General features: G+C 34.0%; 22 protein-coding genes. 15 read left to right on the forward strand and 7 right to left on the reverse strand.

Going from position 1 to position 18,176, the window contains the following annotated elements; genetic code table 11:
• Together A9G37_RS06575 and A9G37_RS06580 are read right to left on the reverse strand one after the other, a co-directional pair.
• On the reverse strand, positions 1-745 hold a 745-nt coding region (locus A9G37_RS06575; RefSeq protein WP_176701882.1), incomplete at its 3' end, for an IS3 family transposase.
• A complete protein-coding gene (locus tag A9G37_RS06580) occupies positions 736-1,038 on the reverse strand; it encodes an IS3 family transposase (RefSeq protein WP_065560538.1) in 303 nt (100 codons plus the stop codon). The genes A9G37_RS06575 and A9G37_RS06580, both read right to left, overlap by 10 nt.
• A gap of 730 nt (positions 1,039-1,768) precedes the next feature.
• On the opposite strand from A9G37_RS06580, the gene A9G37_RS06590 reads away from it, so the two are divergent.
• From A9G37_RS06590 to A9G37_RS12885, 5 genes are all read left to right on the forward strand, one after another.
• The gene (locus A9G37_RS06590; protein WP_065574994.1) at positions 1,769-2,506 is read left to right on the forward strand and encodes a carbonic anhydrase; all 738 of its coding nucleotides are present in this window, start codon (positions 1,769-1,771) and stop codon (positions 2,504-2,506) included.
• 431 nt (positions 2,507-2,937) lie between these two features.
• A complete protein-coding gene (locus A9G37_RS12875) occupies positions 2,938-3,090 on the forward strand; it encodes a hypothetical protein (RefSeq protein WP_176701880.1) in 153 nt (50 codons plus the stop codon).
• Positions 3,091-3,114: 24 nt separating this feature from the next.
• Positions 3,115-3,357 carry a hypothetical protein gene (locus tag A9G37_RS12880; protein WP_065574995.1) on the forward strand — a complete coding sequence of 81 codons (243 nt, stop codon included), beginning with the start codon at positions 3,115-3,117 and terminating at the stop codon, positions 3,355-3,357.
• An 8-nt stretch (positions 3,358-3,365) separates the two neighbouring features.
• Complete coding sequence (locus A9G37_RS13585; RefSeq protein ID WP_442903141.1) at positions 3,366-3,482, forward strand: hypothetical protein; 117 nt, start codon at positions 3,366-3,368, stop codon at positions 3,480-3,482.
• 155 nt (positions 3,483-3,637) lie between these two features.
• Positions 3,638-3,811 (forward strand): hypothetical protein, encoded by a 174-nt coding sequence (locus tag A9G37_RS12885; protein WP_176701881.1) that lies wholly within the window; start codon positions 3,638-3,640, stop codon positions 3,809-3,811.
• A 268-nt stretch (positions 3,812-4,079) separates the two neighbouring features.
• Here the strand turns inward: A9G37_RS12885 and A9G37_RS06600 are convergent, their stop codons facing one another.
• Entirely contained in the window at positions 4,080-4,334 is a 255-nt protein-coding gene (locus A9G37_RS06600) for a hypothetical protein (RefSeq protein ID WP_065574996.1), read from the reverse strand.
• A gap of 471 nt (positions 4,335-4,805) precedes the next feature.
• Positions 4,806-5,372 carry an elongation factor P gene (efp, locus tag A9G37_RS06605; protein ID WP_065574997.1) on the reverse strand — a complete coding sequence of 189 codons (567 nt, stop codon included), beginning with the start codon at positions 5,370-5,372 and terminating at the stop codon, positions 4,806-4,808.
• A gap of 33 nt (positions 5,373-5,405) precedes the next feature.
• On the opposite strand from efp, the gene epmB reads away from it, so the two are divergent.
• From epmB to nudC, 6 genes are all read left to right on the forward strand, one after another.
• Complete coding sequence (gene epmB / locus A9G37_RS06610; RefSeq protein ID WP_065574998.1) at positions 5,406-6,434, forward strand: EF-P beta-lysylation protein EpmB; 1,029 nt, start codon at positions 5,406-5,408, stop codon at positions 6,432-6,434.
• Between the two features lie 204 nt (positions 6,435-6,638).
• Positions 6,639-6,779, forward strand: coding sequence for a 50S ribosomal protein L34 (gene rpmH / locus A9G37_RS06615; protein WP_025314679.1), 141 nt, complete (start codon positions 6,639-6,641; stop codon positions 6,777-6,779).
• Positions 6,780-6,790: 11 nt separating this feature from the next.
• Positions 6,791-7,147, forward strand: coding sequence for a ribonuclease P protein component (gene rnpA / locus A9G37_RS06620; protein WP_081297684.1), 357 nt, complete (start codon positions 6,791-6,793; stop codon positions 7,145-7,147).
• Positions 7,148-7,194: 47 nt separating this feature from the next.
• Complete coding sequence (gene yidD / locus A9G37_RS06625) at positions 7,195-7,437, forward strand: membrane protein insertion efficiency factor YidD (RefSeq protein ID WP_065575019.1); 243 nt, start codon at positions 7,195-7,197, stop codon at positions 7,435-7,437.
• Positions 7,437-9,062 carry a membrane protein insertase YidC gene (gene yidC, locus A9G37_RS06630; RefSeq protein ID WP_065575000.1) on the forward strand — a complete coding sequence of 542 codons (1,626 nt, stop codon included), beginning with the start codon at positions 7,437-7,439 and terminating at the stop codon, positions 9,060-9,062. The genes yidD and yidC overlap by 1 nt, the downstream gene beginning before the upstream one ends.
• A 58-nt stretch (positions 9,063-9,120) precedes the next feature.
• Positions 9,121-9,924, forward strand: coding sequence for an NAD(+) diphosphatase (gene nudC, locus A9G37_RS06635; RefSeq protein ID WP_051634336.1), 804 nt, complete (start codon positions 9,121-9,123; stop codon positions 9,922-9,924).
• On the opposite strand, the gene A9G37_RS06640 is transcribed toward nudC, so the two are convergent.
• The 3 genes from A9G37_RS06640 to hemB form a co-directional block, all read right to left on the reverse strand.
• Positions 9,921-10,730, reverse strand: a complete 810-nt coding sequence (locus A9G37_RS06640; RefSeq protein WP_034914980.1) for a hypothetical protein — start codon at positions 10,728-10,730, stop codon at positions 9,921-9,923. The genes nudC and A9G37_RS06640 overlap by 4 nt on opposite strands.
• Positions 10,731-10,758: 28 nt before the next feature.
• On the reverse strand, positions 10,759-11,529 hold the full coding sequence (locus A9G37_RS06645) for a hypothetical protein (protein WP_034914983.1): 771 nt from the start codon (positions 11,527-11,529) through the stop codon (positions 10,759-10,761).
• Positions 11,530-11,801: 272 nt separating this feature from the next.
• The gene (gene hemB / locus A9G37_RS06650; protein WP_065575001.1) at positions 11,802-12,815 is read right to left on the reverse strand and encodes a porphobilinogen synthase; all 1,014 of its coding nucleotides are present in this window, start codon (positions 12,813-12,815) and stop codon (positions 11,802-11,804) included.
• A 185-nt stretch (positions 12,816-13,000) separates the two neighbouring features.
• Between hemB and rpsU the strand changes: the two genes are divergently transcribed.
• From rpsU to A9G37_RS06670, 4 genes are all read left to right on the forward strand, one after another.
• A complete protein-coding gene (rpsU, locus tag A9G37_RS06655) occupies positions 13,001-13,216 on the forward strand; it encodes a 30S ribosomal protein S21 (RefSeq protein ID WP_024495180.1) in 216 nt (71 codons plus the stop codon).
• Positions 13,217-13,359: 143 nt separating this feature from the next.
• Positions 13,360-15,141 carry a DNA primase gene (gene dnaG, locus A9G37_RS06660; RefSeq protein ID WP_065575002.1) on the forward strand — a complete coding sequence of 594 codons (1,782 nt, stop codon included), beginning with the start codon at positions 13,360-13,362 and terminating at the stop codon, positions 15,139-15,141.
• Positions 15,142-15,221: 80 nt separating this feature from the next.
• Positions 15,222-17,063 carry an RNA polymerase sigma factor RpoD gene (gene rpoD / locus A9G37_RS06665; RefSeq protein WP_065575003.1) on the forward strand — a complete coding sequence of 614 codons (1,842 nt, stop codon included), beginning with the start codon at positions 15,222-15,224 and terminating at the stop codon, positions 17,061-17,063.
• 73 nt (positions 17,064-17,136) lie between these two features.
• Positions 17,137-18,108 carry a bile acid:sodium symporter family protein gene (locus A9G37_RS06670; RefSeq protein ID WP_065575004.1) on the forward strand — a complete coding sequence of 324 codons (972 nt, stop codon included), beginning with the start codon at positions 17,137-17,139 and terminating at the stop codon, positions 18,106-18,108.
• Positions 18,109-18,176: the final 68 nt, after the last annotated feature.

Below are 18,176 nucleotides of genomic sequence, written 5' to 3' on the forward strand. Positions count from 1 at the left end.
TAAATTCCAATTTAAGTTGCGCCAGTGAATCAAAAATAGTATTTGACACAAATTCTGTTTTCACTGCTTTGAATGTGCTTTCTGCAATTGCGTTATCATAGGGGCAGCCTTTGCGACTTAAGGACCGTTTAATTCCAAATGCTGTTAAACATTCATCAATCAAATGATTATCAAACTCTTTTCCTCTATCAGAATGAAACAACTCAATCGTCTGTAAGTTCATTGGAATTTGACTCATAGCTTGCATGACCAGTGCCGCTGTTTTATGCCTGCCAGCACTTCGCCCCACTATTTCTCGATTACTGATATCAACAATTACACAAAGGTAGTGCCAACGTTGTTTAACCCTTACATAGGTTAAATCGGTCACCAATATCTTTCGTGGTTGACCTATATTAAATTCTCGATTCAGTTCATTCCCCACCGGCGATTCATTGCTTTTTTCTGTATGAATACAATATTTTTTACAGGTGTATTTCGAAACCCAGCCATTTTTCGCCATGATTCGACCTATTCGGCGTCGAGATACGGTTATGCCTTGCTTTCTCAGCTCTGCTTGCAGACGCCTTGTACCATAAGCACGATAATTAGTATTAAAAATTTCACCCACTATTTCACTCAGTGATATATCTTGTGATTGCTGCGTTAATTGCCGTTGATAATAGAAACGATTTCGGGTTACATTTAAACATCGACATAATGCACGTAAGCTGTATCGATGCTTATTATGTAAAATTAACTCGATTTTCTTCCCATTATCAACGTCGCTTGCTTTAGGATATCATTCTCCATTAACAAGCGTTTATTCTCTTTGCGTAGCGCGATAAGTTCGTTATCTTCAGTTCGACGATTATCTTTTGCGATGAATGAGCCGGTAGTTTGGTACTGCATTATCCAATTATCTAATGCTGATTTGGTGAGGTCATACTCTGCGACGATATCCGCACGTTTTTTACCATTTTGATATAGCATGACCATTTGTTTTTTGAACTCGTTAGTAAAGCTACGTTTTGCTCTTCGTGATGAATCGATTGCCATTGTTGTTACCTTCTCTTATTTTTAGTTTATCATAACAATGACCTTATAAAACTGGTACTAATTAGTGTACATTTTAATTTCCCATGTATAAATGGCGTAGATGGCGCCACGCCGTCGTCATCATCAGGTGATTCTTACATGCGTTACATAGGTGCTGGATTTTTTACGGAGTGGGGCGACATGGTCAGCTACACAGATGCGGGCTTCAGAGGCTACGGCTGCTGGGCAAGTAACGCACCGGGTAGCAGCAGCCAGTACCATGCCGACTCGCTATGCGGCGCCGTCGTCAGCTACGATGCCAGCAACATCGATTATGCTGTTTGCACCGCACCTTAGTTTTTAGCGTTTATTTCTTAATCCTTAGGGCCAGAAGGAGGTTATGGTGCCTGAAAGGACAATATAAGAAAAAATAAAGCCCCCGCACAAGTTGGGGAGCTGAGCAGGCAAAGCCTGCTAGCCTAGTGTTTTAATGACTGAAAGTCAAAAAAGCTTCTGACTGATGATACCAAAGCGGTGATTGCTTAATATAACTAATTAAATATTATCATAATAAATATTGAGTAAAATTAGCAACAAACAAAACAGGTTATTTTGTAGCTTACTTTTTATTTAAATGTCAAACAATTTTTTTATAAAAATATCAAAAAGTGATGATATACGATTCTAGTAAGGTAATTTTTTGTGGCGTATAATTTGGTTTCACTAATCACTTTCTAGCTGTAAAATCAAGATGAAATTTAATGCAATAATTGTGGCTTTAATGGTTACCAGTCTATCTTGTGCTGCAACAGAACCTGCCCTTTATTGGGGTTATGAAGGCGAAAATAATCCAGAAAATTGGGGACATCTTTCGCCAGAGTTTTCAACCTGCGAAACAGGAAAAAATCAATCACCAATCAACATTGAACATGTTTTTAAAACGCACCACGATAAACTTAAACTGACGTTTAAACTAAGCAAGCAGGAAATCATCAATAACGGTCATACAATTCAAGTTAATGTTAATGATGGTAATACGCTTGAAATTGACAACGAGCTGTTTACGTTACAACAATTCCATTTTCATACGCCAAGCGAAAATAAAATTAAAGGCAAATACTTCCCGATGGAAGCTCATTTTGTTTATAAAAACAAAAATGGCGACTTAACGGTTGTTGCCTTGATGTTTAATAAAGGAAAATCTAATCCTGAATTAGCGAAAGCTTGGCAACAAATGCCAGAAGATGAAGGAAGTACCGCCATATTATCTCAATTAGTCGATATTAAGGCTTTATTACCAAATAGATTGGATTTTTATCGCTTTAGCGGTTCACTAACAACTCCACCTTGTACTGAAGGCGTTCGATGGATTGTGTTAGAACAAGAAAGTAGTGCTTCTGCTGAACAAATCGAAAAATTCCACTCAATCATGCATCACAACAATAATCGCCCAACTCAACCTTTGAATGGGCGAGTGATTGTTGATTAGTGTCTCTAGGCTCTGTTTAGTGTGAATAGAGCCTAGAATTTGTGCATTTATTATCTATTAACAAGTAAGATATATCGCTTATTTTTTAGTAATTTTCTGTCTTGATAGTCACAACTCATATTCTATAAATACTATTAGTTAGTTTAAATTAGTTCACTTAACTATCGTTGTCTTCCCTAATAGATGAAGGCATGATTATACTCAAATTAAGCTTAAGCCAACAAAGAAAAGTTTTCTAACGATAGAATATTATCTCGTTTGCTAATATAACAACACTAAAAATCCCCAGAATAAACTAAAAATATAACTTAGGTTTGTAATAATACTTAATCGATTAGATAATGTAGTTGATTAATGAATTAAATTATTAAAAAGATTATAGTATCTTCCAATAAAAATTACGTTTTTATGATTAAAAAGGAATAGTTAACATGAAAGATAAAATTTTTGCTATTACAGTAATATTATTAGCTGGGTTTGGCATGTCTTTTTCGGTTAACGCAATTTATGAGATAACTTGCCCTGATTCAGTTAAAGTAAAATCCATTCCGACGGAATTAGAAATATTGCCTGAAGGGTGGTAAATATTTGAACAGAAAAATCTGTTTTTGCAGATTGATAATGGTGAAGTATATTTTGGTAAACCAGTGAATTTAGGACAGATGATACCTTTTACAATTACTATTAACGGTAAAAAATATAAAGATTCATGGCATGTTGATACTAGTTATAATACATCCAATGATACTGGTTACTGGTTACTGGTTACTGGTTACTGGTTACTGGTTACTGGTTACTGGTTACTGGTTACTGGTTTAATTGTTCTTATTCATTTAATCGAGTTCGCCTAATAAAACGCATCGATTCGACCATGAAAACTTGTTGGGTTATAGTTTCAAAAGATGCAAAAGGTAAAATGAAAGTAAAACTAAATTGCGATAAAAAAATATATGAAGGTCCACAATCTTTTTATTAAACGTGAAAAGTAAAATTTTAAATTTAGCAACAATAGCCATAATAGGGGCAAGTTTTTGTGATTCAGTTAACGCAAATGAATAGATAGTTTGTCCAGAATCGGTAACAATAAAATATTCTAAACCTGATTTAGAAGTTGTACCTGAAGGTTGGGAAGTGTCTGAAGAAGGTTATGATATGAAAAAAATTGATAGTTTAATTTTGCCAGAAGATATCGCTCTTAGTACTTCTTTACGTCGACTAAATCAAGTAGAAGTATATTCAGGAAAATCAGCTGATTCTGCAAAACAAATAAAACCTAAGCTAGCTACAATAACAAAGTACAACTGATAAAGTCTATTGATGCCTCACTGAAAACTTGTTGGGCAATTTACACCCAAGATCAGCAACAAGGAACACTTGCTAAATTAGTGTGTAGTGCGGAAAAGATAAAATAAATTCAGTTTGGATATTCGGAGGGTGTTCAAATTTCCCACAAAATATTGCCCAATAAAGATTAGTTAAGATAGTTGGTTGTGACCGCCCTTTACTTTTGTATATGTTGATTTATAAAATGAATAACAGGTTGTCAAACTTCCTGATCTGGTGCTTGATAATCTCATAAAGGTGTAACCAGATCATCTAATATTTTTAATTTAGCGATAAAATTTTTTGAGTAGGTTTGACGTTGTTCTTCCGAAATGGCTAATAATTTTTCTGAAGAAATATATTTGCGCTTTTGCCGTGGGTTTTCAATAAAATTGCCTAAACTACATAATTCTTTTTCATTTTCACATTCAGAATAAGAAAAGAGATAAATTTGTTCAACTTGTTCAAAAGCATCTGCAATTTGTGGTAAATTTGCCGTTTTCATTTCGGATACGATATATTTTGCTGTAGCATAATTTCATAAAAGATTACATCAACCATCACTTTGCCAGTGACTGATGGTATGAATGACAACAAAAGCATAAAAGGCATCTCGATCCTGCTTTGTACTTAGCTCAGATTCGCAAGGTATATATTCATAAATTTTATCAAGATTTCTATTACATCCTCAAAATCAGATAGCTTTTTATTCTGAGTTAACATATTAATTGTTATCATTCTATTCCCTTATTTTATTTGAATTTTAACATATTTGAAAAGTAATGAGATTTTATTTAGTTGCTATTTTAAAACTATATTTTTTATGGGTATGTGAAAATCGTGTTGATAATTAAATTTGGATAGATTTAGAAGGTTTTAATCATTGGTGGTGTAAAACAGTAAGATATAAATTTATGCTGTTTTAATGAGTAAGAGAGGTTAGCGCAACCTCTCTTTTTCTGCGATAAATGTTAATTTATTTAACTCGTGATACGTATTCGCCTGAACGAGTATCCACTTTAAGTACTTCACCAATTTGTACAAATAAAGGTACGCGAACAACTGCGCCAGTTGATAATGTCGCTGGTTTGCCACCTGTTCCTGCTGTGTCGCCTTTTAAACCTGGATCGGTTTCAACCACTTCAAGTTCAACAAAATTTGGTGGTGTGACAGCAATCGGTTGGCCGTTCCATAATGTTAAAATACATTCCGCTTGATCAACTAACCATTTTGCATTGTCGCCAACCGCTTTGGCGTCAGCCGAAAGTTGCTCAAATGTATCGTTATTCATAAAATGCCAAAATTCACCATCGGTATAAAGATAAGTTAAATTCATATCAACAACGTCAGCGGCTTCAACTGATTCGCCTGATTTGAATGTTTTGTCAACAGTTTTTCCTGAAAGTAATTTTTTAATTTTTACACGATTAATAGATTGACCTTTACCTGGTTTATAAAATTCATTTTCAACAATGACACATGGTTCGCCGTCTTGCATTATTTTAAGACCAGCTTTAAACTCATTAGTACTATAAGATGCCATAAAAGCTCCAACTAAAATTCTGAATTACAAAAAATGAGCCATATTATACAGCAAAAAGTTGAACTACCAAATAATAAAGATGAGTGGGTTTTTGATCTTGCAAATGTTGTAACAGATATCAACGTTTTATATTCCTATTTAAAACTAGATCCCAATACCATTTCAATCCGCATGCAACAAGCAAAAAAGACGTTTCCTCTTCGGGTTCCTAGGGCTTTTATTAATCGAATGAAAAAGGGTGATAGTAATGACCCACTCTTGTTACAGGTGCTTTGTGATGATAGGGAGTTATTTAAAATTGAAGGGTATAGTAATGACCCATTACAAGAGCAAGATAATGCCATTCCTGGATTATTGCATAAGTATCACAATCGAGCATTATTGATCACTAAGACCGCTTGTGCAATTAACTGCCGTTACTGTTTTAGAAGGCATTTTCCTTATCATGATAATCAAGGATCTAAGAAGAATCTTGCCATTGCGCTTGAATATATTGCAAATCATCCTGAACTTGATGAAATTATTTTATCAGGAGGTGATCCGTTAATGGCAAAAGATCATGAAATGGCTTTTTTGATTAATGCACTTGAAAAAATCACTCATGTTAAGCGTTTACGGATTCATACGCGTTTGGCTGTTGTTATTCCTTCACGAGTAACGCCTGAACTTTGTCGGTTATTTGTTAAAAGTAGGTTGCAAATTGTAGTAATTACTCACATTAATCATCCAAATGAAATTGATAATGCAGTTGTTAACGCAATTGGACTTTTAAAAAAGAGCGATGTTATTATGCTAAACCAAAGTGTGTTATTGAAAAATATTAATGATAATGCCAATGTTTTGGCTCAGTTAAGTAATAAACTTTTTGATATTGGCATTTTGCCTTATTACATTCATTTATTAGATAAAGTACAAGGTGCTGCTCATTTTCTAGTTGATGATAACTCAGCTAAATTAATAATGAAACAGCTTGCCGAGCAAGTATCTGGTTATTTAGTGCCTAAATTAGCGCGCGAAATCGGTGGTGAGAAAAGTAAGCAGGTACTTACTTTTTGGAGTTAATTGTTTTTTAGTTATAACTTATTATTTTATAATCTATTTATTCTATTTTCTTTTATTGTATAGTAATTAGGGGTTAATGGGATTTATCTGTAAAAATCTCATTGACGAAAAATAAAATAGGCACTATAATTCCGACCTCTTTAATTAATGCTGTGGAGTTTTACTCTGCAACCTGTTGATAATTAGATTTGGATATAAATCGTCATGAAACGCACATTTCAACCATCAGTATTAAAACGCAATAGAACTCACGGTTTCCGTGCTCGTATGGCAACTAAAAACGGTCGTCAAGTTCTTGCTCGCCGTCGTGCTAAAGGCCGTGTTCGTTTAACTGTTGCTAGCTGATTTAAAGTTGGGTGATTAAGTTCACTTTTCCTCGGGAGTTGCGATTGTTAACTCCCTATGATTTCAATCATGTCTTCCAAGAGCCCATTAGGGCTGGTTCTCCGTTTTTAACTTTAGTTGCACGAAAAAATAACTACAATTATATGCGGTTAGGGTTTGCTATAGCTAAAAAACAAGTGAAAAGAGCTCATGAACGTAATCGTATACGGCGACTGGCTAAAGAGTATTTTCGGCTTCATCAACATCAATTTCCTAATATTGATTTTATTGTGATGGCTAAACAACCAGTTATCGACTTAAATAATCAGCAAGTAGTTGAAACACTGAATAGATTATGCCAACGAATCATAGCCAAATACGAGGTTTAAATAAATTTAAATTGATTATTAAACAGCATATTTATGCATTTAACTATATGATAGTTAATGCTTTTGTGCTTTTTATCCGTGTTTATCAACGTTTTATTAGTCCTTTATTAGGTCCTAAATGTCGCTTTACACCGACATGTTCACAGTATGCAATAATTGCACTGAGACGCTTTGGATTAATAAAAGGTGGTTGGCTAACTGTTAAACGTGTATTAAAATGTCTTCCTTTACATGAAGGAGGAGAAGATTTTGTTCCTCCAAAAATTAAAACCAATAGAGAAAAACACTAATGGGATCTCAACGTAATATTTTAGTCATTGCTTTACTTTTTGTATCTTTTTTTATTTGGAAAGCGTGGGAAGAAGATCACACACCTAAACCCCCGATCGAAAACCAATTAACACAACAAATAAGTGATGATGGCTCAATAGCTGGCGCAGTAGGTAAAACAATTACTGTAAAATCAGATGTGCTGTCACTCACTATTAATACTTATGGTGGGGATGTTCAGGCTGCACAATTATTGAAATATGAGCAAACGCTTCATTCTGGTACACCTTTCCAATTATTAACATCTCGTCCAGATTTTGTTTATGTTGCTGAAAGCGGATTAACAGGTAAGGATGGTCCTGATAATGCAAATCAAGGTTCAAAACGCCCTGTCTATCAAACTGAAAAGTCAGAATATGTTTTAGCTGATGGGCAAGATGAATTGCGTGTTCCTCTTACTTATCAAGTTGATGGTGTAAGTTATACTAAATACTATATATTACACCGTGGTAGTTATTCTATTGATGTTCAGTATGATATTAATAATCAAAGCAGTGCACCTGTTGATGTTGCTATGTATGGTCAATTAAAACAAACAATTAAATTACCTGATGATATTCCAACCGAAGGTGGTAGTGGATTAGGACAAAGCGCATTCCGTGGTACAGCTTACTCTAGTTCTAGTTCTAATTATAGTAAATACAGTTTTGATAATATCAAAGATAAAACTTTATCGGTTGAGACTCAAACTGGTTGGATTGCGATGTTGCAGCACTATTTTGCTTCCGCATGGGTACCAGTACAGGATAAAAATAATCTATTTTATTCTCGTGCAACGGCTAATAATTCTCAAGCAACAATTGGTTTCAAAAGTGAATCAGCAGTTATTCCTGCGGGGAGTTCACAAATTATTGGAGCAAAATTATGGTTAGGACCAGAAATTCAAAGCCAATTGAAAGAAACAGCCAATCATCTTGATTTAGTTGTTGATTATGGATGGTTATGGTTTTTATCACAACCGTTGTTTTATTTGTTAAAGTTTATTCAGAGTTTTGTTGGTAACTGGGGCTTCTCAATTATTGTTATCACATTTATTGTTCGAGGTATTTTATTCCCATTAACTCGTGCTCAGTATCGTTCAATGGCGAAAATGAAGTTATTACAGCCTCGCATACAAGCTTTAAAAGAGCGTTATGGCGATAATAGGCAAAAAATTAGTGTAGAAACAATGGCGCTTTACAAGCAAGAAAAAGTGAATCCATTAGGTGGTTGTTTGCCATTAATTATCCAAATGCCGATTTTTTTATCATTGTTCTATATGTTAAGTAGTACAGTTGAACTACGACATGCGCCATTTGCACTTTGGATTTATGATTTATCAGCGCAAGATCCTTACTATATTTTACCTTTATTAATGGGTGTCAGTATGTTTTTAATTCAAAAAATGTCACCAACACCTGTTACCGATCCACTACAACAAAAATTAATGACTTATATGCCATTAATCTTTACGTTGTTTTTCTTATGGTTCCCATCAGGTCTAGTTTTATATTATATTATTAGTAACTTATTCACGATTGCTCAGCAACGCATTATCTATTGGGAGCTTGAGAAAAAGGGACTTCACGAGAAGAAAAAGAAATAGTATTGATTAAAAGGAGGAATAATCCTCCTTTTTTGTTTTTATTTTTGGTGTTAATAATATGAATATACAGCAACAATTTAATTTAATAGGTAATGAAAAAGGTTATTGGTTTGTAAGTGCTAATGGACGATTATGGCTACCTAATGGTGAAGTTCCTGTTGGGCGTGCTGATGAATTTGGTTTTATCAATAAACTAGCTCAACCAATAGGTGAATGGAATGGGCAAACAGCTTGGCTGATTTGTGATGAAATGAAAAATGCGATGAGTTCAGTTCGTTCGTTACTTGATAGAACAGATCAATCATTATTTAATTTAGCTGGTCGAGCAGTGCAACTTTCTGAGTTTTATCGTTCCCACAAATATTGTGGATATTGTGGGCATGAGATGTATATCAGTAGCACGGAATGGTGTTGTCTATGCGATCACTGCAAAGAGCGTTATTATCCACAAATTTCACCATCTATTATTGTGGCTATTCGTCATAATAATAAAATTTTATTAGCAAAGCATGTTAGGCATAATCAGGATAACTTATATACCGTTTTAGCTGGTTTTACTGAAATCGGTGAAACAATGGAAACAGCCGTTGAACGAGAAGTATTTGAAGAATCAAAAATAAAAATTAAAAATATTTGTTATGTTGGATCTCAACCTTGGCCATTTCCAAATTCATTAATGATGGCTTATTTAGCTGATTATGATAGCGGTGAAATAGTGATAGATAAAAACGAACTCATTGAAGCAAATTGGTACCATTATACAGAGTTACCTAAAATTCCTGAGTATGGCACCATTGCTAGACGCTTAATTGAGGATACAATTATACTTTGCCGCGAATATGATGAATATGGCAATGACTAATTATATTGAATTGTTCTTGTTAGATTAACTGTTTTTGATTCGTCACCTGTTGTAATACACACAGCTTTAGTCCAATCACTGTTTGGATTATAATCTGAATAAGTACAAGTTTCTATTAGTTCTACCTCTTGTTCGTTTTTATCATTAATGATGATGTCTCCATTTGATGATAATTTAAAGGTTTTGATAATAGTTTTTTCTAATTGATTATTTGCGTTATATACAAATTCTTTTTCTTGAGCCAACACAGGGAATTTTGTTTTTTCATCTACAGGAATATAGGCATTATATAACACGAGTTCTACACGATTGTTGTCATAAATAATTTTGCTGTTAAAAATGATATTATTTTCTGCAAAATGCGATAAAGTTGTTTCAACTAAACGATCTTGTTCATCGAACTCTGAACTTGCGACGATATCATTTTCATTGTTTTTCATACCTAGTATATTTTGTGAAGAATCAAAGGTAATATCGTAAACGTTTCTGGTATCGCCTATGCCGTAGCTATATTTAGCTGTGTCGTAGTTAATTTCGCCATGTAGCCCTTCTAAATCATAATTAGCTACAAAGCCTTTGTCATTGTAGTTAATTATCTTAGTTGATGAGCCTTGAATATGCTGTTGTTTAATCATTTTACTAAATGGTAATAGCTCTGGCTCAGTATGGAAAAGGTAGCTATTAATAACTGCTGTTGGTAGTTGTGGTAAGTTTTTTTTGTCAGATGTTTTTTTATCATCGCAACCGTTAATTAGTAATGTACTGCTAATTATGCACGTATATAAAAATAAATTATTTTTTCTCATAGTTCTATTTTCCTTTTATCCTGTTTTCTTATTTATTTTTGCACCATACTGCAAGTGCTTCACATTGCCAATCTTTCATCATATAGTACCAAGCAGAGCGCCATTTACGTACTGTATCATTGTGTAAATTTAAAGCTTTTCCTATTTGTGAGTTATTAGCCCCAGAAACAAGTAACTCAATGAATTGTAGCCATAATTCAGGTTTTGGTATACGGTTTAAACTAGTGTTGCTTAAAAGACTAAAGCTATGTCGACACCGTTTGCAGCGATAGCAAGTGCGAGAACCAATTTTGGCGGTTTCGTTAGATCCACAGTGTTTACAAGTTGGATTTTGTTCATTCAATAAGGCAGTTACTTTAGCTTTAATGGTATTGTATTGTTCCGCTAAAGATGGCATTAGTTTTGTTTGTTTTTGATGTGTATACCAGTTATGTAATGATGGGTAATAGCTTTGAAGATAGTTAATAATAGCTCGATCCCGTCGTATAACTTTTTCGAGCGATGTTTCGAGTCTGTCCGCAATTTCTTTATAGCCCATTTTATTTATTCGGTTGGTAAAAATAAACTCTAACCAATTATAGGGCATTAAACGATAGAAAGGAGTATTGGTTGAAACGGTAAAATATTTATGACAGTCTTTACAACGATATGTTTTATTAGGTTTTGAACGAATTATATAGAATTCAGTTTTTTTACAGAAGGGACAAGATTGCACATGTTGCGATGTTATTTTTTCTAGGTCATGATGAAAAGCTTTAAATTCATCATGTAATTCGTTTGGTACGAGTTCATAAATCATTTTTTATTCCCTTATCGCTTATCCTCGTAAATATTATCAGATTTTTACATAAACATATAGCTTTCCTGAAACTTTTTTACATTTTCTAGTAAAGTACAATAATTGTCCAAGTATGAATATGATAATTAATGTTTATCTATAAATTTCTTATACTGGTGAATTAAAAAGATGTGAAAAATTGCTATTAAATAATATGATTTGATGAATATGAGAATCTAGATAGGTAATTAAATGCTCCTTCCAATTTGAAAAGAGCAGTATTTCAAAAAATATTATTTTTGTTGATGCAACCATTCGGCTACTTGTTTGGCAAAATAGGTTAATACGCCATCGGCACCAGCACGTTTAAAGCAAAGTAAAGATTCCATAATTGCTGATTTTTCATCTAACCAACCGTTTTGAATTGCCGCTGTTAACATAGCATATTCGCCAGAAACTTGATAAGCAAAAGTTGGGACAGCAAAGGTGTCTTTAACTCTTCGAACGATATCAAGATAAGGCATACCAGGTTTAACCATGACCATATCTGCACCTTCACTTAAATCTTGATAGATTTCTTGTAATGCTTCGTTACTATTAGCTGGATCGAGTTGATAAGTTTTTTTATTGCCACCTTTAATATTTTTCGCAGAACCGACAGCATCACGAAAAGGACCATAAAAACTTGATGCGTACTTTGCAGAATAAGCTATAATTTGTGTGTTAAAAAAACCGTGCTTTTCGAGTTCGTTACGTATTGCTCCAATGCGTCCATCCATCATGTCACTTGGTGCAATAATATCTACACCTGCTTGAGCTTGCATTAATGCTTGTTTAACAAGCGTTTCAACAGAGATATCATTTTGTACATACCCTTGTTCATCAATAATGCCATCTTGTCCATGCGTGGTATATGGATCAAGTGCGACATCAGTTAGTACACCGAGCTCTGGAATTTCTTTTTTTAATGCTCGAACAGCTTTTGGTACTAATCCATTTTCGTTATATGCTTCTTGTGCTAATGAAGATTTTTTTGATGGTTCAATAGCGGGAAATAGTGAAAGAACAGGAATTCCTAGTTTAGCTACTTGTTCCGCTTCTTTTAACAATACGTCAATACTCATTCGATTAACGTTTGGCATCGAGGTAATTGATTCAGTAATATTATTTCCTTCAACAATAAAAACCGGATAAATTAGATCGTTGGCCGTCAAACTATGTTCTGCAACCATACGACGACTAAAGTCATGGGTACGATTACGGCGTAGGCGGCGCTTTGGATATTGACCAGTAATTAATGATGGCATGAAATACTCCTGTTTATTCTCAATTAGATTTGATTTATTATCTGACTCTATATGCTGATTAGCAAATTAATTTGTTATCTTGTAATAATTCTATTTTTTACTTTACAATATATATCGATTGAGGGTAAAATTGCGCACTAATTTTAATCCCTTGTGATATTAAACAAATTTGAGGTGAGAGGCACATGCCAGTAATTAAAGTACGTGAAAATGAACCTTTCGATGTAGCGTTACGTCGTTTCAAACGTTCTTGTGAAAAAGCAGGAATTTTAGCTGAAGTTCGTAATCGTGAATTTTACGAAAAACCAACAACTATTCGTAAACGAGCTAAAGCAGCAGCTGTTAAGCGTCATGCTAAAAAATTAGAAAGAGAAAACGCTCGTCGTACTCGCTTATATTAATATTTTAAGATTATTTATACTGAAAATTAAAATTGATATTAAAAATCAATTTATTATCTTTTTGATATAAAGAATTCTAACAAGCCGTATTTTGATACGGCTTGTTGTCTTTTTATAACACCATAATTGGTTAAAGTTTTATCATGAAAGGTCTTATTCCTCGCGATTTTATCTTGGATCTAACTGCTCGAACTAACATTCTTGATGTGATTGGTAAACGGGTTAAAATGAAAAAAAAGGGGAATAATTATTTTGGTTGTTGCCCTTTTCATGATGAAAAAACAGCTTCTTTTTCTCTTAATGAGAAAAAACAGATCTTTTATTGTTTTGGATGTGGAGCGTCAGGATCTGTTGTTAATTTTCTAATGCAATATGAGCGGTTATCTTTTCCTGAGGCTATTGAAGAGTTAGCTAGCTTGCAAGGGATTCGTGTCCCTTATATTGATAACGATAAAAATCAAATTGATCAATCAAAGCACATTGAATCTAGAAATGTACGTCGAGATCTATATACTTTGATGGGCAAAATTACCGATTTTTATCAGCAACAATTAGCATTATCTACATCTACTGATGCTCAAAAATATCTTGAGCAACGGGGACTCAATGTAGAAATTATAGCACGGTATAGAATTGGTTTTGCGCCTAATGAGTGGCGTTTAACTTCACAAAGTGTGGTTAAAACAAAAGCTGAAGAAGCACTTTATGAACAAGCCGGTATGCAAGTCAGCCACGATAGGGGTAATCAATATGACCGTTTTCGTGGAAGAATCATGTTTCCTATTCGTGATAGACAAGGCAATGTTATCGCGTTTGGTGGACGAACTATCATTAATGATTCTGCAAAATATATTAATTCACCAGAAACTCCCATTTTCCATAAAGGCTTTCAACTTTATGGACTTTATGAAACACTAGAAGTCAATCGTAATCCTCAGCAACTGATGGTGGTTGAAGGCTATATGGATGTGGTTTCGCTTGCTCAATATGGCATTGATTATGCTGTTGCGGCTTTAGGTACAGCTACATCAGAGGAACATATTAAATTATTATTTAGAGCAACAGATTCGGTAATATTTTGTTATGACGGCGATAATGCTGGACGAAGCGCTGCTTGGCGGGCACTTAATGTTTTATTACCTTGCTTAATCGATGGTAAGAAAATTACTTTTGCTTTTTTACCTCAAGATGAAGATCCAGATAGTTTTGTGCGTAAAGTCGGTAAGGATAATTTTGAAAAATATTTAAATGAATCTTCAAATTTATCGAATTTTTTATTTGATGAACTGTTGAAACAAGTTGATTTAAAAACGGTTGAAGGAAAAGCGAAATTGAGCTCGCTAGCTTTACCGCTACTTGATCAAATTAAGGCAAAAGCCTTTAGATTAAATTTATTGCAGAAGCTCGGTAATTATTTAGGTTTACTTGATGTATCTCAATTAGAACAATTAATTCAAGAAAATCGTTCCCAACGTGATGAAAAGGCAAATGAAAAAGCTCCTACATCACAAATGAAATTAACAACGATGCGAGTTTTAATTGGTTTATTACTTCAACATCCTAACCTTGCTGAGCAAGTTTCTGATATAAATGTGATTCGTCAGGTTAAAATGGCCGGGATCGAGATTTTTGTTGAATTAATTGAACTATGTCAACGTTATCCCAATATAACTACTGCACAAATATTAATAGAGTGTATGGATAGACCGTTTTATAAGCAGTTGAATCGTTTATCCACCTGGGAGTGTCATTATCAAGATGGTGAAATAGGCTCAATTTTTTCACATACTTTAAAAGAGTTATATGATAATATACTTGCCCAAAGGCAAGATGAACTAATCGCAAAAGAGAGAGTCTCCGGCTTAAGCACCGCAGAGAAAAAAGAATTGGCGACTTTAATACTTGTTTTATCAAAAAAAGACTAAATATATAGAGTACATGTAGATTCCAGATATTATTCTACATATATAATATAAATGACCAAATAACTAAAATGGATACCTTTATGGAGCAGAATTCTCAATCACAGTTAAAACTCCTAATCATTCGAGGTAAGGAGCTAGGATACCTGACCTATGCTGATGTCAACGATCACTTGCCTGAAGAGATTATTGATTCAGATCAGATTGAAGATATTATCCAAATGATTAATGATATGGGGATTCAAGTTCTTGAAGAAGCCCCTGATTCTGATGAGTTATTGCTTTCAGATAATGTCCCTGATGAAGAGGCCGTTGAAGCAGCAACAGCATTAGTATTATCTAATGTTGAGTCAGAAATTGGTAGAACAACCGATCCTGTTCGTATGTATATGCGTGAAATGGGGGCGGTTGAACTGTTAACGCGTGAAGGCGAAATCGATATTGCTAAGCGTATTGAAGATGGTATTAATCAAGTTCAAACTTCAGTATCCGAATATCCAGAAGCAATAACTTATCTTTTAGAGCAATATAATTTAATCGAAAATGGACAAGTTCGTTTATCTGATTTGATTACAGGTTTTGTTGATCCAAATGCTGAAGAAGTTGTTGAAGAGTTACCTGAAGACTTAGATGTTAGTGAAACCGAAATTGAAATCGATGATAGCGATGATGATAGTGAGGATGATGAAAACGAGGCATCAACTGATGATGATGTTTCTATCGATCCCGAAGTTGCTAAAGCTAAATTTGCCGAATTAAAAGAGCAACATGATAAAACGTCTGATGCTATTAAAAAATATGGCCGTGCTCATAAAAAAGCACAGAAAGAGATCGAAAATCTATCAGAAATATTTAAACAATTCCGTTTAGTTGCTAAGCAATTTGATATTCTTGTTAATAACATGAGAAGCATGATGGAGCGTGTTAGAACTCATGAACGTGTTATTATGAGGATTTGTGTTGAAAAATGCAGAATGCCGAAAAAACTATTTATGACTTATTTTACTGGTAATGAAAATAGCATGGATTGGTTTAAGAAAGCTTTATCATCGAAAGGTGCGTTTGCGGCTAATTTAAAAGATTTTGAAACTCAAATTGTTACTCAAGTTGATTTGTTACAACAAATCGAAACTGAAACAAGTCTTTCTATTGAGCAAATCAAAGATATTAATCGACGTATGTCCATTGGTGAAGCTAAAGCACGTAGAGCCAAGAAAGAAATGGTTGAAGCTAACTTACGACTCGTTATTTCTATTGCGAAAAAATACACCAACCGAGGATTACAATTCTTAGATCTTATCCAAGAAGGTAATATTGGCTTGATGAAAGCAGTTGATAAATTTGAATATCGTCGTGGTTATAAATTCTCAACTTATGCAACTTGGTGGATAAGACAAGCAATTACTCGTTCTATAGCAGACCAAGCAAGGACAATCCGTATTCCGGTACATATGATTGAAACAATTAATAAGTTAAATCGTATTTCTCGTCAAATGTTACAGGAAATTGGTCGTGAACCAACACCTGAAGAGTTATCTGAACGCATGCAGATGCCTGAAGATAAAATTCGTAAAGTGCTTAAAATTGCTAAAGAGCCAATTTCGATGGAAACACCAGTTGGTGATGACGAAGATTCGCATTTAGGTGATTTTATTGAAGATACTGCGCTTGAGCAACCGCTAGATGCGGCGACTTCTGAGAGTTTACGTAGCGCAACTCGCGATATTTTATCAGGATTAACGCCTAGAGAAGCGAAAGTGTTACGTATGCGATTTGGTATTGATATGAATACAGATCATACGCTAGAAGAAGTTGGTAAGCAATTTGATGTAACTCGTGAACGTATTCGTCAAATTGAGGCTAAGGCGCTGAGAAAATTACGTCATCCAAGTCGATCTGATGTGCTTCGTAGTTTCTTAGAATAAATTTTATCTTTCTTGTATATCGCCACTTTTGTGGCGATTTTTTTATTCTTGTTAATCAAAGATATTAAAGATCATGAATATATTTCAACGTGTTAAGATTGATTCATTCTTATTGATTCTAATTTGTGTTGTGATTACAGCTAGCTTTTTTCCTTGTGAAGGACAGGCTAAAACGGTTTTTGAATACCTTACAACTTTTGCTATTGGCTTGCTATTTTTTATGCATGGTGCAAAACTTCCTTTTCAAGCAATTGTCTCTGGTATAAAAAATTGGCGATTACATTTGTTAATATTTACAACTACATTTGTAATATTCCCAGTTTTAGGCATGATGATGCAGTTATTAGTGCCCACTTTTTTATCACATGATATTTATTTAGGTTTTGTTTATCTTTGTGTTTTACCAGCAACAGTGCAGTCTGCAATAGCATTTACTTCAATAGCTAAAGGTAATGTGGCAGCAGCTATTTGCAGTGCCTCAGCATCAACGTTATTGGGGGTGTTTATTACCCCGCTTTTAGTTGGATTGTTAATACATACTCAAACCTCGGCATCAATGAACATAATTGATGCCATTACCTCTATTATGCTGAAACTGATGTTGCCTTTTGTTGTCGGGCATTTATCTAGACGTTTTATTGGTCAATGGGTAGATAAGTATAAAAATATTATTTCTAAAACAGATCGTTTGTCGATTTTATTAGTGGTTTATGTCGCGTTTAGTGATGCAGTTGTTAATGGTATATGGTCGCAAGTCGGTTTTTTATCTTTGTTAAATATTATATTTTTCTCAATTATTCTGTTAGTTATAGTTTTATTTATTACCACTTATAGTGCAAGATTTTTTGGTTTTAGCAAACAAGATGAAATCACAATTGTATTTTGTGGTTCAAAAAAGAGCCTAGCAAGTGGCATTCCAATGGCAAGTGTTATCTTCCCCATGTCGATGATGGGTATTTTGATCCTACCTTTAATGATCTTTCATCAAATCCAATTAATGATTTGTGCTTTTTTAGCTGCTCGTTATGCTAAAAGAAAAATATAAAAATTGTTTTGCTCATTAGCTTATTCTCAAGGATAATAGTGGCGCTAATTAACAACAGAAAGATATAT

Origin of the sequence: Gilliamella sp. GillExp13 (assembly GCF_001690815.1) — a bacterium.
GTDB classification, from domain to species: domain Bacteria; phylum Pseudomonadota; class Gammaproteobacteria; order Enterobacterales; family Orbaceae; genus Gilliamella; species Gilliamella bombi.

Excerpts from the sequence above, each read along its gene's own strand:
- A9G37_RS06580 (WP_065560538.1), bottom strand. The coding sequence starts at position 1,038 with ATGGCAATCGATTCATCACGAAGAGCAAAACGTAGCTTTACTAACGAG.
- A9G37_RS06590 (WP_065574994.1), top strand. The coding sequence starts at position 1,769 with ATGAAATTTAATGCAATAATTGTGGCTTTAATGGTTACCAGTCTATCT.
- A9G37_RS12875 (WP_176701880.1), top strand. The coding sequence starts at position 2,938 with ATGAAAGATAAAATTTTTGCTATTACAGTAATATTATTAGCTGGGTTT.
- A9G37_RS06600 (WP_065574996.1), bottom strand. The coding sequence starts at position 4,334 with ATGAAAACGGCAAATTTACCACAAATTGCAGATGCTTTTGAACAAGTT.
- efp (WP_065574997.1), bottom strand. The coding sequence starts at position 5,372 with ATGGCATCTTATAGTACTAATGAGTTTAAAGCTGGTCTTAAAATAATG.
- epmB (WP_065574998.1), top strand. The coding sequence starts at position 5,406 with ATGAGCCATATTATACAGCAAAAAGTTGAACTACCAAATAATAAAGAT.
- rpmH (WP_025314679.1), top strand. The coding sequence starts at position 6,639 with ATGAAACGCACATTTCAACCATCAGTATTAAAACGCAATAGAACTCAC.
- yidD (WP_065575019.1), top strand. The coding sequence starts at position 7,195 with ATGATAGTTAATGCTTTTGTGCTTTTTATCCGTGTTTATCAACGTTTT.
- yidC (WP_065575000.1), top strand. The coding sequence starts at position 7,437 with ATGGGATCTCAACGTAATATTTTAGTCATTGCTTTACTTTTTGTATCT.
- nudC (WP_051634336.1), top strand. The coding sequence starts at position 9,121 with ATGAATATACAGCAACAATTTAATTTAATAGGTAATGAAAAAGGTTAT.
- A9G37_RS06640 (WP_034914980.1), bottom strand. The coding sequence starts at position 10,730 with ATGAGAAAAAATAATTTATTTTTATATACGTGCATAATTAGCAGTACA.
- A9G37_RS06645 (WP_034914983.1), bottom strand. The coding sequence starts at position 11,529 with ATGATTTATGAACTCGTACCAAACGAATTACATGATGAATTTAAAGCT.
- hemB (WP_065575001.1), bottom strand. The coding sequence starts at position 12,815 with ATGCCATCATTAATTACTGGTCAATATCCAAAGCGCCGCCTACGCCGT.
- rpsU (WP_024495180.1), top strand. The coding sequence starts at position 13,001 with ATGCCAGTAATTAAAGTACGTGAAAATGAACCTTTCGATGTAGCGTTA.
- dnaG (WP_065575002.1), top strand. The coding sequence starts at position 13,360 with ATGAAAGGTCTTATTCCTCGCGATTTTATCTTGGATCTAACTGCTCGA.
- rpoD (WP_065575003.1), top strand. The coding sequence starts at position 15,222 with ATGGAGCAGAATTCTCAATCACAGTTAAAACTCCTAATCATTCGAGGT.
- A9G37_RS06670 (WP_065575004.1), top strand. The coding sequence starts at position 17,137 with ATGAATATATTTCAACGTGTTAAGATTGATTCATTCTTATTGATTCTA.